Source organism: Echinicola arenosa (genome assembly GCF_014841125.1).
GTDB classification, from domain to species: domain Bacteria; phylum Bacteroidota; class Bacteroidia; order Cytophagales; family Cyclobacteriaceae; genus Echinicola; species Echinicola arenosa.
In genome coordinates this window covers 1-16,463 of record NZ_JACYTQ010000008.1, presented here as the reverse complement: position 1 = coordinate 16,463, position 16,463 = coordinate 1, and the positions used below count along the sequence as shown (strand labels likewise).

At 42.5% G+C, this 16,463-nt stretch carries 9 protein-coding genes; all 9 read left to right on the top strand.

Annotated elements, in window-relative coordinates; translation table 11 throughout:
- Window positions 1–7: 7 nt before the first annotated feature.
- Window positions 8–1,477 (top strand): RagB/SusD family nutrient uptake outer membrane protein, encoded by a 1,470-nt coding sequence (locus tag IFO69_RS18230; RefSeq protein WP_192011574.1) that lies wholly within the window; start codon window positions 8–10, stop codon window positions 1,475–1,477.
- 7 nt (window positions 1,478–1,484) lie between these two features.
- Window positions 1,485–3,080 carry a fasciclin domain-containing protein gene (locus tag IFO69_RS18225; RefSeq protein ID WP_192011573.1) on the top strand — a complete coding sequence of 532 codons (1,596 nt, stop codon included), beginning with the start codon at window positions 1,485–1,487 and terminating at the stop codon, window positions 3,078–3,080.
- Between the two features lie 11 nt (window positions 3,081–3,091).
- Complete coding sequence (locus tag IFO69_RS18220) at window positions 3,092–4,678, top strand: fasciclin domain-containing protein (protein ID WP_192011572.1); 1,587 nt, start codon at window positions 3,092–3,094, stop codon at window positions 4,676–4,678.
- Window positions 4,679–4,695: 17 nt separating this feature from the next.
- Window positions 4,696–7,782, top strand: coding sequence for a SusC/RagA family TonB-linked outer membrane protein (locus tag IFO69_RS18215; protein ID WP_225444202.1), 3,087 nt, complete (start codon window positions 4,696–4,698; stop codon window positions 7,780–7,782).
- A gap of 11 nt (window positions 7,783–7,793) precedes the next feature.
- Window positions 7,794–9,428 carry a RagB/SusD family nutrient uptake outer membrane protein gene (locus tag IFO69_RS18210; RefSeq protein ID WP_192011570.1) on the top strand — a complete coding sequence of 545 codons (1,635 nt, stop codon included), beginning with the start codon at window positions 7,794–7,796 and terminating at the stop codon, window positions 9,426–9,428.
- 307 nt (window positions 9,429–9,735) lie between these two features.
- Entirely contained in the window at window positions 9,736–11,013 is a 1,278-nt protein-coding gene (locus IFO69_RS18205; RefSeq protein WP_192011569.1) for a pectate lyase, read from the top strand.
- A 145-nt stretch (window positions 11,014–11,158) separates the two neighbouring features.
- On the top strand, window positions 11,159–13,345 hold the full coding sequence (locus IFO69_RS18200; protein WP_225444201.1) for a hypothetical protein: 2,187 nt from the start codon (window positions 11,159–11,161) through the stop codon (window positions 13,343–13,345).
- 102 nt (window positions 13,346–13,447) lie between these two features.
- Window positions 13,448–14,677: a glycoside hydrolase family 88/105 protein gene (locus IFO69_RS18195; protein ID WP_225444200.1), complete on the top strand. Its 1,230-nt coding sequence runs from the start codon at window positions 13,448–13,450 to the stop codon at window positions 14,675–14,677.
- A 153-nt stretch (window positions 14,678–14,830) separates the two neighbouring features.
- Window positions 14,831–16,261: a glycoside hydrolase family 28 protein gene (locus IFO69_RS18190; RefSeq protein ID WP_192011568.1), complete on the top strand. Its 1,431-nt coding sequence runs from the start codon at window positions 14,831–14,833 to the stop codon at window positions 16,259–16,261.
- The last annotated feature ends 202 nt before the right edge of the window (window positions 16,262–16,463 follow it).

Below are 16,463 nucleotides of genomic sequence, written 5' to 3'. Positions count from 1 at the left end.
GCAAATCATGAAAAAGATATATATATTCTTACTAACGATATTGACATTGTCTTTGAGTTCTTGTAACGATTGGCTAGAACTGCAACCTGAAAATAACCAGGTCAGCGACGAATATTGGGCCAATAAAGAAGAAGTAGAGGCAGTGCTGGGAGCCGGATATGTACGGCTGCGTGAATCCATGGAGCAAATGCTGGTTTGGGGTGAAATGAGAGGCAATGGACTTTCCATGGGCTTTGGAACCATCGATGTAGATATCTACCGCATCAATCAATGGGACATTGGTCCTGGTAATGAATTTGTCAAATGGGATAAGTTTTATCAGGTCATCAACTATGCTAACATGGTCATTAAATATGGCCCTACCGTGGTGGATAAAGATCCATCATTTAGTGAAAATGTCATGCAGTCTTACCTTTCAGAAGCGTATTTCCTCAGAGGACTTGCATATTTCTATTTGGTTAGAAATTTTAGAGATGTTCCTTTGATTACGGAACCTTACATGGATGACAGCCAGTCTTTTGAGAAGGAAAAGTCGCCTGCCAATGAAGTGTATCAACAAATCAAATCGGATCTCGAAGGAGCACTGGAGTATTCTAAAGAGATCGCTCCTACGATTTGGGAAACCAAAGGACGTTCCACCAAATGGGCCATCTATGCTACTTTGGCAGATGTCTATTTGTGGACGGAAGAATATGATAAGTCTATCGCGGCTTGTGATGCTGTCATCAATAGTGGGCAGCTTGGTTTGCTTCAAGGGATGATGAATAACAACAACAACTGGTACACCATATTCAACCCTGGTAATTCCAACGAGGGGATTTTTGAACTTCAATATGAATTTGATAAAAACCAGACCAATAGTTTGGTGTCTTGGTTTGGAACCAATAGCCGCTATGTAATTTCCGAAAACACCGCGCAGCTTTTTCAACAAGAAGAAGAGGACATTCGTGGCAAAGGTGCTTCTTATACCGAAGAGGATTCCAAAGTATGGAAATATTTAGGAGCAGAAGCAGGTACAGGAATTCCTAGAACATACAGCGATCAAAACTGGATTATTTATCGTATCGCGGATATCTATTTGATGAAAGCAGAAGCATTGGTGATGAAGGGAACAAACAGTTATGATGAAGCTGTAGAAATCGTTAATGCGATCAGAGAAAGGGCCCAAATCTCAGCCCCGGTATCTTCGGCCAGTACCGAGCTAGAAATGCTACAGCTGGTGATGGACGAAAGAGCACGGGAGTTTGTGGGAGAAGGAAAAAACTGGTACGACCTCCTTCGTGTGGGAAGCAGGAACAATTACCAATACAAAGATTACCTGATCACACAAGTCTTGTTGACTGCTCCAGCAAGTTCTGCTCCCATCATTCGGTCCAAGCTTTTGGATGAAAACAGTCATTATCTACCCATACACATTAATGAATTGTCAGCCAATAGACTTTTGGTCCAAAACCCATATTACGATAACCTAAATTAACCTAGCCATGAAAAAGACTTATTTGATATACCTTTTGGGGCTATTCATGGCCCTGGGATCCTGTGAAGATCCTTATGAGAACACCACTTTCACAGCCTTTGAAGAACTCCCTATAGCATCTTTACTGGATTCACGTTCAGAAGAATATTCACTTTGGGTGGAGCTGATGAGACATGCAGACATGTATAATACCCTTAATCTGAGAAGTGTCTATACGGTTTTTGCACCAAGTAATGAAGGGGTAAAACGTTATTTGGAAAACAATGGCTTTGCCAATGTTACGGAGATACCGAAAGAGGATGCTGAATATCTGGTGAAATATCATACCATTTATTCCAAGGAAATTACACAAAGCCAATTTGAAAATGGAACGATCAACGACCGGAATGCTACAGATGATAATTTGTCCATAGAATTCAGGGAAGGTGGTCTGAACGCCATTTACATCAATGGTGAATCCAGGATTGAAGAATTGGATATTAAAGCGACCAATGGAGTTATCCATGGATTAGAGGATGTTTTGGTTCCTGTAAGGGCTACCATCATGGACCGTTTGGCAGAAGAGCGGTTCAGTATCTTCCGTGAAGCCGTCCAAGCCACAGGAAGAAATGAAATACTCAACACGGTTGTGGTGGAAGGAAGTGATGCAGAAGGAAATCCTTTGGAATATAGAATTCGATTGACCGCCTTTGCAGTGCCCAATGAGGTCTATGCGCAGGAAGGAATTATGAGCCTTGCTGATCTGGCAGCCAAATTGGAAGTGGCTGATGATAACTATACTGATCCTGAAAATCCACTTTTTAAATATGTTGATTATCATTTGTTAAATCAACTTAGATCTTTTGCCGATTTAGGGGCTTTTCCAGATGGTGAGAGCTCGATGAATATCAATACTATCGCTACAAATGAAGTGCTTAATTTTTCAGATCAGTCTGGCCAATTGGTGATCAATTTTGATGAGGAGATAGGTAGCGGTGTCCATTTTATCCAAGAGAACATCAATTGTAAAAATGGAGTCATTCACGAGATAAATAATTGGATGCCTCTTTTTACCCCAAAAAGGGTGACGGTATTGTGGGACTTGACAGATTATTCAGACCTACAAGCCATATGTGACCAATATCAGAATCCAAGTTTGGGTTCTACTTACACCAGGACCATTACAGAAGAAGAAGTGACTTGCTATAATTGGAAGTCCACTCCTGAATATAAATCCAATGTGGTGAGTTATCGGAATAACAGAGGAGCAGATGGGATTTGGTATGCGGATGCGCTTAACCATGACCACTTACGCCTTGAACTCGGGCCTTCTGGATGGGTGGAGATGGAAACTCCGGTATTGATCAAGGGGAGTTATGAAATCACCATGATCTATTTGAGTTATAAGGCCTCATCCAATACCGGCTACCTGCAGTGCTCCATGGACGGCAAGCGTCTGGGCAGCCAATGGCCAATATCCAACAGCAAGTATGATAGGGCCTTGGAAAGAAGAATGACCAGTTCGTTCACCTTTGATGAAACCTCCAGTCATACCCTGAGAATAGTGGCCATAGATGGGGAGTTACTTACGCTGGATCATATTCGATTTACTCCTGTAGACTAAAAATGAAGCAAATGAAAAATCTTAAATATATTATCGGAATGCTTTTGATCTGCTGCTTTTCCTGCAAGGAGACTTGGGATGAGCATTATGGATTGGAAGGTGCTGATGAGAGCCATGTGGTCTCTTCACTTAACTTATTGGATTATCTTAAAAGCAAGCCAGAGTACAGCAAATTTGTTGAGGCATTGGAAGCCAATGGTATTGCGGAAGAACTTACAAGAGACCAGTATTTGTCGGTATGGGCAGTGAACAATGATGCCATGGAGGCGTTGCAGGCAATGGATCTTGAAGCTGAATTTGTGCTTCGCTATCATGTCAATAACCTGACTTATGACATGAGTAAATTAAGGGATGGACTCAGGCTTCGATCTCTAAACGGAAAATATATTCCGGTAACCAGGGTTTCAGAAGAAAATATCATGGTAGCAGATGCCATGGTTACCAATGGTAATCAATTTTGCCAAAATGGGGTAGTTCATGAAATCAGCGAATTGATGGTGCCAGACCAAAGCGTCTATGACTACTTGTATAGTCTTTCTGATGACTATTCCATGATCAGGGATTCTGTTTTTGCAAAAAATGATACCGTTTTTGATGCATCGAACAGTATTCCTATTGGAGTGGACAAATCAGGTAATACCATTTATGATTCTGCTTTCGTCATTGAAAACCCAATTTTCGAAGAAGTTGACTTTAGGTCAGAATTCTCTCAGGTAACCATGTTTGTTCCGAGCAATGAGGTGGTGGAAACCTGTTTTGACAATTTATTGGGACTATATGATCAGTTTGGAAAGCCTTTTATTCAATCTGACTCGCTTACAGCATGGAACTGGATCATGGATGCCGTTTTTTATGATAAGGTGGTGGAGGATTATGGCAGTGAAGAGGATCTCGTATCAGCATTCGGTAAGCTATGGAAAACTTCTGTGCAAGGAGTAAATCCTCAATTCAAGCGCATGAGTAATGGAAGGGTCTATGATGTTAACTTCCTGAAAATTCCTAACAATGTCCATATATCAGCCATTAAGCAATTATTTTACTATTACGAATTTGTTCCAGATGAGCAGCGTGATGAGTTGTTTACTTTTAACAATGCGACCGAAATCCGATCTCAAGGAACCGATAATTACTCCTTTCCAAGTTTGAATGTTTCGGGAACCTACACCATACTCAGACTTTTTGGAGACAATATTCCAGGTCAACCTTTGTCCGTTGATTATACCCCTGTAAAGCTGGATAAAAATGACGATGGTTCCACAACAGCCTCAGTAGTGGAAGTGCCACCAGGGGAGTACAATCTCTACATGGGGGTACAATCTAAAAATCACCCTTTCCTCAATGTCTATGTAGATGGTGAACTGGTTGCTTCCGAATTGAATGTAGAGCCATCATCACCATGGAATTATGATCGAAGTACTAGAACTGTTTCTGGTACGAAATGGGACGGACTGGGTGGTCTTGTTGGTATTGTCAATATCTCAGGCAATGAGGTGAGATCATTTAAAATCAAGGTGGAGGTAGCGCTTTTGGGCAAGAGCTCAAGAGAAGAAATGAAGCTTTACCACTGGGCTTTGGTACCCACCCAAAATAACTACTGATGAAAACTGAAGGAACAATGAATAGATTCAAAAAAATAGGAGTGCTTGTCGCCTTGCTCTTGGTCTTTGCCTCTGGAACAATGGCCCAGCAAGTACTCAAGGGAAAAGTACTCAGCCCTTATGATAATGATCCTGTCAGCAATGCCTATATCTCATTGGATAAGCAGGAAAGTACAGCACAATCGGATGAATCAGGTGAATTTAGTCTGGAGGTGGATCAATTAACAGGGAAACTTAAAGTTTGGGCACCAGGATATCAGGAAAAAATCATTCCTGTACTGGGAAGGGATTACTTGGAAGTTGTTTTGATCCCCCAAACTGCAGATTACTATGAAATACCGGTTAAAAATGCTCCAAATGGAGCCATGGAAGCAGAAGTAATGCAGGCCCAGCGTTTCAAGCCCAGTGCATTATATGTGGAAGATGTCCTGCAAGGGGCTTTTCCGGGATTAAATGTCATTAATAAAAGTGGCATGCCAGGAGAAGGTGCTTACGTGAACTTGAGAGGTATCAGAAGCCTTACAGCGAACAATGGCCCGCTGATTGTCATCAATGGGATGCCATATCTTCCCGATATGAACAATTCACCGATAATAGAAGGGTATTCCTCCAGTATTTTCAATGTGATCAGTGTCAATGATATTGACCAGATTCGATTGGTAAAAGGTAGTGAAGCATCACGATTCGGATCTCTAGGTTCAAATGGTGTGTTATTGATAGAAACCTCAACACCCAATGATATGGAAACCGTTATTGAGTTTTCTGGTCAATATGGGGTTGCTTTTAATAACAAGGAACTCCCTGTGTTGGGGGTAGACGATTTCAAAAGCTATATTGGTGATGTGGGACTTACCCGCTATGAAGACATGGGGGACATGTTGGATCTTTTTCCTTTTCTAAGAGATGATCCAGATTATTATTATAATTTCCTCTATAATAACCAGACCAACTGGCAAGAGCTGATCAATAGGTCATCTTTCGTGACCTCTAATCACCTTCGGGTAAAGGGGGGAGATGCCATTGCCCAATACGATTTATCTGTTGGAGCCAGCAATCAAGGTGGGACCATGGATAAAACCAATTTCACCCGCTATACCACCCGCCTCAATGCGCAGATCGCTTTGAGTCAGAAGTTTCAATTGGTAACATCCATGGGGCTTACCTATGGGAACAGTAAACTTCATGAACAGATCCTTTCTGATGCTTCCAATCCCCTGATGGCTGCTTTATACAAAGCGCCCATCTTAAGTCCTTTTAAGAAAGACGAATACAATAATCAGCTGCCAGCCTATGATGCTGTGAGACAGTTTGGGGTTTCCAATCCCTTATCCGTCATGAATGACACCAAAATGGAGTCGGACAATTTTGATGTGTTCCTTAATACGGGGCTTAACTATCAAGCCAATGACAACACCCTTATTCAAGGTGTATTCGGCTATTACAGCAGTTATAAACGACAAACTTCATTCATTCCTGGAAGGTCTAGTCAGACGATTGTTCCTTTGGAAGAAGGAGTGGCACTCAATACTGCCAGAGCAGGTACCGGTAAAGTTTCCAACCTGTTTTACAAAGTAAATGCAGACTATTCTGCAGCTTTGGCAGGAAACCAACTGGATGCTGGTATAGGCTTTCAAGGCTTGATGACACGCCATGAATTTGATGGAGGTTTTGGGAGAAATACCAGCTCCGATTTTTACACCACCTTGTCCTATGTGGAGGCTGACGGAAGGTATTTTTCAGGATATTATAATTCTTGGAACTGGATGAGTCTCTTTGGTTATGCACATTATCAATTTGCAGATCAATTTATGGCTTCACTGAATGTCGCTGCAGATGGAGCGTCATCTACAGGAAAAGACACCGGAAGAGTAGGTGTGTTTCCAGGACTTGAATTGACTTGGAAAGCTAAAAATAGTCCTTGGTTGATGGACAACCAAAAGGTAGACAAACTGGATGTCCATTTGGGTTATGGTCTTACCGGCAATAGTCAATACCCAACAGGGTTGAGCCAACAATATTTTTCCAGTCAGGCCTACCGCCAACTAGCAGGAATTGTAAATGGGAATGTGGCCAATACCCAGCTGACCTGGGAGCGAAATCAAACAGTGGATGCTGGCATTGATGGTAGTTTCTTTAATAAACGGTTGATGGCAAGTATTGGAGTATATCAAACCATCTCATCAGATGTGATTTATCCCAAAGGAATTTCTTCCGTGTATGGAATTCAAAGTATGTATGTCAATGGAGCCAAACTGGAAAACAAAGGAATCGAGGCTGGACTTCAGTTTAGCTTAGTTGACCAGCGTGACTGGAATTGGAGTATTGGCGGTACGATTAACAAAAACAAAAATGTTATCAGCGAAATGGCGGCTGAAAATGGTCAGCTCGTCCGTGAAATGCCTGGCGATTGGGCACTAGTATCGGCAGAGGGACAAAATCCATATAGTTTTTATGGTTATGTATCTAATGGGATCATCAGCACGCAAGAAGAAGCAGATGTGCTCAATTTGGTAGACTATAAAGGTGACCAGTTTAATGCAGGAGATGTAGCTTTTGAAGACCTGAATGGCGATGGTGTGATCAATGATCAAGACCGTACCATAATAGGAAATGCTTCCCCTGACTTTTTTGGGAGCTTTTTTACGCAGGTGAGGTATCATAAATTATCACTCTCGGCCCAATTTACCTTTAGCTCTGGTAATCAGATCTACAATGGGGTGAGGAGAGAAATGGAATCATTGAGTGACTTTAGAAACCAATCCTTGGCAGCTGACCGCAGGTGGCAAACAGATGGGCAGGTAACCGATATACCCAAAGCGATGTATGGAGATCCGATGGGAAACAGTCGCTTTTCAGACAGGTGGATTGAAGATGGATCGTACCTGCGATTGAACAATGTAACCTTAAGTTATCAATTGGGTAGGCTCAGCTTCATTGAAGGTGGGGAAGTGTATATCGCGGGCGAAAACTTGCTGACACTTACCGATTACTTAGGGCTTGATCCGGTTTTGTCCTATTCTTATCAGCCTCACATGCAAGGAGTTGATTTTGGGTCTTTGCCATTACCGACTACCGTGAAGTTTGGTTTTAACCTACAATTCTAATACGCTCAGCTATGAAAAATAAATTGTTATATAAATGCACATTAATAGTGGGACTGATGGCTTTGGGCAGCTGTGAAAGTTACTTTGAGCCTGATGCGGACGACATCCTACTGGAAGAAAATTATATCGGCAATACCAATGAACTGTATTCAGGTTACATGGGCATTGCAGCTAAGGTACAGACAGTGGCAGATCAGGGAGTTTTTCTTTCGGAACTCCGTGGAGATTTTCTGGAACCCACAGATAATGCGCCACAGGAACTATGGGATATTTATAATCATACGATCAGTGAGGACAATTCCTTTGCAGATCCTAGTGGTTATTATGATGTAATCAATAATGCCAATAACTATATTCGAAAGGCTTTTGAGTACAAAGAATCAAACCCAGATGCGGTAGAAGATGCTGTTTTTGAACCCTTGGTGAGTGGTGCCATTAGATTTAAGGTTTGGTCTTATCTTATGCTGGCCAAGCTTTATGGGGAAGCCGTGTACTTGGACCAACCCTTGACCAAAGAGGAAGATATTTCCAAATATCCCGTCATGCAGTTTGATGAGCTGATCGGCCAATTGATCAGTTTGATGGAAGGTGGGGTCAATGGCATTGACGGCAAAAAGGTGCTGGTTTGGTCAGATTTGTTATTTCCGGGCGTGAGTACTTCAGCGCAAGATTTAACTTGGAACATGATCTGTCCCTCACCAAGTCCTTTGCTGATTGAGCTTTATCTTTGGAATGGCAACTATGAACAAGTCGTAAGCTTGGGCATGTCCTTTATTTATGACCAAGGAAGTGGTCGTTACAAATTGGGTAATGATGATTATAATGGGGAGTGGATTCAGTTTTTTTACCGGGACCCGATTACCAAGACAAGGGAACTGATCAACATTGTTCCGTTTGATTACCAACGACACCAGACCAACCACCTGATTGATTTTTTCTCCAACACTGAGCCCAATAAATACTATTTGCGTCCAACTGAAGTGGCGATGCAAAGGTTTCAGCAACAGGTTCGTCAAGATGGAATCACCATTGGAGACCGGTACCGAGGGGAAGATTACACATACTGGAGGCAAAATGGTGAATGGGTGGTCAGAAAGTTTAGCAGAGCTCACGAGACGGCAGATAATATTTACAAAAACGATGTACACATTGCGCTATACAGGGCTGGGGATATCCACCTCTTTATAGCAGAAGCACTCAATCAAATGGAAAAATTTAAGGAAGCGGAAGCCTTCCTGAATGATGGAGTACAGAATTATCTCTCCAAGAATGAAGGAAATCTTCAGTATCCATTAGACAATGAGACCTATAATGCTGCCATTAACATAAACTGGGGCGTAAGGAGACGCGTAGATCTTGGTCCCGTTTTCCCTGAAGGTTTGAGTAAGGATGAATTAGACACACCAGAGAAGGTGGAGGAATATAAAAAAGGGTTGGATAGCCTACTCTTGGAAGAAACTTGCATGGAAAGTGCTGGTGAGGCCCGATCTTACTTTGCCATGATCCGGATGGCCAAAAGGTGGGGTGACCCTTCCATGTTGGCGGACAGGGTCAGTGCCAAATACCCAGCGGGCAAGAGAGAAAGCATCAGAAGCTTGCTGATGCAACCTGAAAACTGGTTTGTTGACTATGATTTAAGTAAGTAAACCGAAGTCTGTTCCATATAAAACATGAATAGTGAAATCAACTCCGCTCGATCTGACAAATTGAGCTCATTTCGAGCGGAGTTGAGAAGTCAAATTTATTTTGACTTGACACTAGGGGTTTGTTAATTCAGTACAGGATCGGGTGATATTTTACCCGGTCTTGTCTTTTTTTAATACGCATGACTAAATCTCTATCGTCAAGATGCAAGAATCAAAATTCTTTGTAAGCAGAGAAAGAGGGGGATTGGTACGGATCTGAGTCATGAAATGGATTGGCAATTCCCGAAACACAGAATTAAAAATTAACATGAAAAAGAATGTATTAGTAGTACTCGCCTTTTTGGTCACATCCATGACCTATGGACAACAGCTGGCCTTCCCGGGAGCTGAAGGTTTTGGAAGGTTTGCTATCGGCGGAAGAGGAGGAGAAGTATATAAGGTTACCAATCTGAATGATGAAGGCGCGGGATCTTTTCGGGATGCTGTTAGTCAACCCAATCGGACGGTGATTTTCGAAGTGGGCGGAGTGATCAGGATCAATTCCCGGATAGTTGTACAAGAAAATATTACGATCGCCGGACAGACAGCGCCTGGTGATGGGATTACCATTTATGGGAATGGGCTTTCCTATTCAGATGCCAATAACACTATCACACGCTACATTCGAGTAAGGATGGGCAAGGTTGGCGACAAAGGTAAAGATGCAGTTGCCATGGCTCATGGACATGATATGATTTTTGATCATGTTTCAATTACTTGGGGAAGAGATGGCACTTTTGACTTAAATGGTGATGTAAAGGATGTCACCTTGCAGCATTCCATCATTGGACAAGGATTGCAGACACATTCCACTGGGGGATTGATTCAACCCTCTGGCGGAGTTTCGATTCTATCCTGTCTTTGGATCAATAACCATACAAGAAATCCCAAAGTGAAAGGAACCAATCAATATGTCAATAATGTGGTCTATAATTGGGCGGTGGCTGGTTACATTCAAGGTGGAGGTTCGCAAGGGAAGTCCTATGCCAATGTCGTAGGCAATTACTTTATCGCCGGCCCTGAAACTGGTGATACACCGCCATTTAATCGATCCAATGAAAACTTTCATATATATGCCCGGGATAATTGGTATGATGGTAATTTTAATGGACAGCTAGACGGGAGTGTGGTTGGAAGAAAAGTTTATGAGCCTGTAACTTGGATGGAAGAACCATTTGACTATCCTGAAGTACCTGTTTTGACAGCAGAAGAGGCCTATGAACAAGTTGTCCGTGAAGTGGGAGCCTCCCTACAACGCGACGAAGTGGATGAATTTCTAATTTCTGATTTGAAGTCTTTGGGAATGAAGGGCCGGACCATAAGTGATGAGATGGACTTGCCAATGCGAGGACCGGGAAAAGTAAAAGGTGGAAAAGCACCAAAAGATACCGATAATGATGGTATGCCTGATCGATATGAAAAGAAAGAAGGATTAGATCCTTTTGATCCCAGCGATAGAAACCGGACAGACAAGTATGGTTATACCGCTTTGGAAAATTATCTTAATAACTTGGTAAATGAACTAACTATAACCTTAAATGAATAGTATAAATTAATTTAATTAAATTGCTGATTATTAGTATTTTAAATATTAATCAGTAAATCTATTTTTAATGGATTAAAACCCGTTCCTGTATCTTGACCTAAAGTCAATTTACGGTAAAATTTAAAATTAAGACGACAGTACCCATATGATCAAATTTTCATTTTCTCATCCAATTACAACATGGTGTGCCCTATTAATGGGTGGCCTATTTACTTTTGCCTGTTCAGATTCTCAAGAAAGCTCATCCTCTCCATCCACTTCACAGATCGACCGGTTTGCCTTGGTCAATCGCCACAATGTGATATTGGAAAACGCAGATACCCTTGCCTCACTCAGTGTGGGGAATGGAGAGTTTGCCTATACGGTGGATGTAAGTGGTCTGCAGACTTTTCCCGAATATTATGAAAAGGGAGTTAGCCTCGGTACGCAGAGCCAATGGGGATGGCATGCTTTTCCTAATCCAGACAATTATCGATGGGAAGAAATTTTACGCTATGATACTTCAGCCATTGGACAGGTGATTTCTTTTCCAGTCCAGTGGAAGGAGGGGCGCAAAAAAGAAGTGACCGATTATTTTAGAACCAGCCCTCACCGTTTACATTTGGGCATCATCGGCTTGGAAATAGAGAAGGAGGATGGAAATAAGGTAATTGTACAGGATTTAGAAAATATACATCAGGAGCTTGACCTATGGAAAGGTAAGATTACCAGTGAATATACTGTCGAAGGAAAGCCTGTAAAAGTGGAACTCTATGGGCATCAGGAGAAGGATGGCATTGCAGCCAGAATCACGTCACCTTTGGTGGCAGAAGGAAAGATCAAGATAAAGTTCCGTTTTCCTTATGGTTCTGATTGTCACGTATGCCCAGGTTATGATTGGACCCAAGAGGATAAGCATGAATCTTATTTAGAAGTCATTAGGCCAAGTCAGGTAAGGGTGTCACGGACATTGGATAGCACCCAATATCTTACCGATATCCAATGGCAGGGGAATGGAGCTTTTGAATCCTCCAGTAAACATACTTTTCTATTAAATGCCCAAGAAGGTCAGGAAACACTGGAATTCTCTGCATTATTCTCTAAAAAGGGAGAAACGGATTTACCTGACTTCGAGTCAACAGCTGAGAGCAGTGAAAAGGGATGGGAAGCATTTTGGCAGTCTGGTGGAGCCATTGACTTTTCTGAATGCACTGACGAAAGAGCCCATGAACTGGAGAGAAGGGTAGTGCTGTCACAATACCTCACCAAGCTGAATTGTGCAGGTTCATTGCCTCCCCAAGAAACTGGCTTGACCATGAACAGCTGGTACGGTAAGTTCCATATGGAGATGCATTGGTGGCATGGAGCCCATTTTGGACTTTGGAATAGGGTGGAACTGATGGAAAAGAGCTTACCTTGGTATTTTAGTTCACTGGAAAAAGCCAGAGCCACAGCAGAGCGGCAGGGCTTTGATGGTGCCAGGTGGCAGAAAATGACAGATCCTTATGGTGATGAAAGTCCCTCCAGTGTTGCTTCTTACCTGATCTGGCAACAGCCTCATATCCTTTATTTTGTTGAGCAACTTTATCAGGCAAGACAGGACCGAGCCACATTGGAAAAATACGAGGAGATCGTTACGGAGACCGCTGATTTTATGGCCTCCTTTGCAAAAAAAAGTGATAAAGATGGTAAATACCATTTGATTGCTCCTCTGATTCCTGCACAAGAACTCTTTCCTGCCAATGCCACAGATGATCCGCCTTTTGAGCTAGCCTACTGGCATTTTGGATTGAATGTGGCCCTGGAATGGCAGAAGCGAATGGGGATGGAAGAAAATGCTCGGTGGAGGGAAGTCTTGGACAATTTGGCCCCTTTGGCCATCAAAGATAGTCTCTACTTACCTAGCAGCACCCACCCACGGGCGTATGAAGATGACTTTTATCTTCACGATCACCCTGTGGTCTTGGGGGCTTACGGAATGTTACCGAAAACAGATATGATTGATACCACGATCATGAAAAATACCTTAGAAAAAATCCTTCAAATCTGGAACTGGGAAACCACTTGGGGATGGGATTACCCTATGATGGCCATGAATGCGGCAAGGTTAAATATGCCAGAAACAGCTTTGGATGCCTTGTTTATGGGGGAGGAAAAAAACACTTATTTACCTAATGGTCATAATTATCAGGATAAAAGACTGAGAATTTATCTCCCTGGAAATGGAGGGCTTCTTACCACGGTAGCCATGATGGCAGTTGGTTGGGAGGGAGCTCCGGATAGACCCAATCCAGGATTTCCTGATAATGGCAAATGGAATGTTAAATGGGATGGCTTGAGGAAAATGCCTTAAGAATACTTTAGATTTTAGGTGAGAGATAAGACTTTGGGTGGAGTCTCAGGAAGATTAAAAATGAGGCTTATCAATTATTAACCTTTTTGAATAAAGAAACACATGATTCCAAAAGTATCATCCAAATCAATACTTTATCAATACGATATGATGAAAAGAAGTTTTCTACTGATAATGGCCATTTTTTTTACACGTTTGACTTATGGTCAAACCAATCAAATAGACACTAAACTTAACTGGTCGGAGCGGATGGCGCTGTCGGTGATGAAACGAAATCCAGAAGCCTGGCAAATCGACTTTATGGATCGGCCAGTGTGGAGTTATCCCCAGGGATTGATGCTACATGCCTTGGAAGAACTGTGGAGAGAGAATGAAGATGAAATTTACTACCAATACATCAAAGCCTACGCGGATAAGTTGATTGATCAAAATGGGCAGATAGAAACGTACAAGTACGAAACGTACAATATTGATATGATCAATTCAGGCAAGTTGCTGTTCAATCTTTATGGGAAAACGAACGATGAACGATACAAGACTGCCATTGAGACTTTGCGCAGGCAGCTGAAGTATCAACCCCGGACCAAGGAAGGAGGTTTTTGGCATAAAGCAAGATACACCAATCAGATGTGGTTGGACGGAGCTTATATGGGCACGCCGTTTTTGATGCAATATGCGCTGGAGTTTGATGATGAAGCAGCCTTTGAGGAAGGGGTTTTGCAACTGGTCCTGATGGAAAAACACCTTAGAGATCCAAAAACTGGATTGCTTTACCATGGTTGGGATGAAAGCAGGTTTCAGTCCTGGTCAGATCCTGAAACTGGCAGGTCACCCAATATTTGGGGCAGGGCCATGGGCTGGTATGCCATGGCCCTGGTGGATGCTTTGGACTATTTGCCTGAGGAGCATTACGGCAGGGTAGTGCTGGGAGGAATCTTACAGCGATTGGCCACTGCTGTAGCGACTTATCAGGATGAAGAAACCGGCTTATGGTATCAGGTGATCGATAAAGGAGGGCAAGCAGGAAATTACCTGGAAGCCTCAGCGTCCAGTATGTTCGTTTATGCTTTGGCCAAAGGGGTAAATAAGAGTTATCTGGATGAGAAATTTTTACTGACCGCCCAAGAAGGTTTTGAAGGAATTTTGGATCATCTGATAGAAGTGGAAGCTGATGGAGAAGTCAGTCTTACCCAAGTCTGTGCTGTGGCAGGATTGGGAGGAAGTCCCTATCGAGATGGTACTTACGAGTACTATGTCAATGAGAAAATCAGGATCAATGATCCCAAAGGAGTGGGACCATTTATTTTAGCGGCCTTGGAATTGGGAAGGTGAGGTTTTAGTTGCAAGGATTAAAAATGAAAGTACTACTATCTGCCTGAGTAGATAGTAGATGGACACCACCTTTTAAATACTTGGACAAAGTTGGTAAGCATGGAAGAGACAAATGAGGATTTGAAAATAGAAAAGATTTAAAGATAGTAGCAAATGAAATTGATAAGCAGGTATTACTTATTAGGGTTTGTAGTGACATTATTGGTGTTTTCTTGCAGTCAAAAGAAAGAGGCTGATGTTGCAGTATTGAGAGAGTCAGGACCCTGGGCGCAATTAGATTCAATTCGAGCATTGATCAAAGCACCTGAATTTCCCGATAGGGAATTTGTAATTACAGAATACGGGGCTGAGGAAGGTGATGACTTTCTGAACACTGAAGCCATCGCTGCGGCCATTAAGGCCTGTCATAAAGCTGGGGGTGGCCGAGTGGTGATTCCAAAAGGGGAATTTTTAACGGGAGCAGTACACTTGCTGAGCAATGTCAACCTACACCTTGCGGATGGCGCTACCTTGAAATTCAGTAGAAATGCCAAAGATTACCTACCCGTGGTCCGGAGCCGTTGGGAGGGAATGGAATTGATGAATTATTCTCCGTTTATTTATGCTTATCAGCAGGAAAATATTGCCATTACCGGAAACGGGATCTTAGATGGCAATGCGGATATGGAGAACTGGTGGCCTTGGTGTGGTGCCAAGCATTATGGTTGGAAGGAAGGGATGGGCAGACAGAATCCGGCCAGGAAACTGTTGCATGAAATGGTCCATGAGGAGGTGCCATTGGAAGAGCGGGTGTTTGGAGAAGGACACTTCCTAAGACCACAGTTTGTACAGCCCTTTGAATGTAAAAATGTACTGATCCAAGATGTGAAACTGATTAATTCTCCCATGTGGAACCTGCACCCCGTACTGTGTGAGAATGTAATTGTGCAAAGGGTCAAAATCGAAACTTTGGGTCCTAATAATGATGGTTGTGATCCCGAAGCCTGTAAAAATGTATGGATTACGGAATGTTATTTCGACACGGGCGATGATTGCATTGCGATTAAGTCTGGTAGAAATGAAGATGGGAGAAATCCAGGTATCCCATCCGAAAACATCATTATCGAAGACTGTGAGATGAAAGAAGGCCATGGAGGCGTAGTCATCGGTAGTGAGATTTCAGGAGGAGCGAGAAATGTTTTTGCCCAAAATCTTGTGATGGACAGCCCAAATTTGGACCGGGTACTTCGCATTAAGACCAGTTCCAAAAGAGGTGGGACGGTAGAAAATGTATACATGCGCGATGTAGTGGTGGGAACTTATCGGGAGGCAGCCGTACGCTTTAACATGTTCTATGAAGAAGAAGGAGACCATATTCCCACCATCCGCAATGTGATCGTAGAAAATCTACAGGTCAAAAACGGGGGCAAATATGCTGTCATGGCCAATGCCTACGAGAGCTCTCCGGTTACCAATTTTCAAATGATCAATTGCCGTATAGACAGCGTCGATGAAGTTTTCAATGTCAATCACATGAAAGATGTGAAGTTTGAAAATGTGGTGATCAATGGAGAAGAAGTCAAATACGAAGAAAAGGTGAAATAGCAGCTTGGAAAAGTACTTAAAGTCATATCTCGAGAAATAAAAAAGAGTTAAGAACCAAAAAATTGGTACCTAAAACGAAGAGGCTGTCTCAAAACAAGAGTTAAAAAAGTTTGACAGTCGATTTTAGCCAATAGAGGCCGATTTTCATTAATCGGCCTCTATTTTTCTGACCCAAGGTCAGTTTGACTCTGGTTTTTTTGTT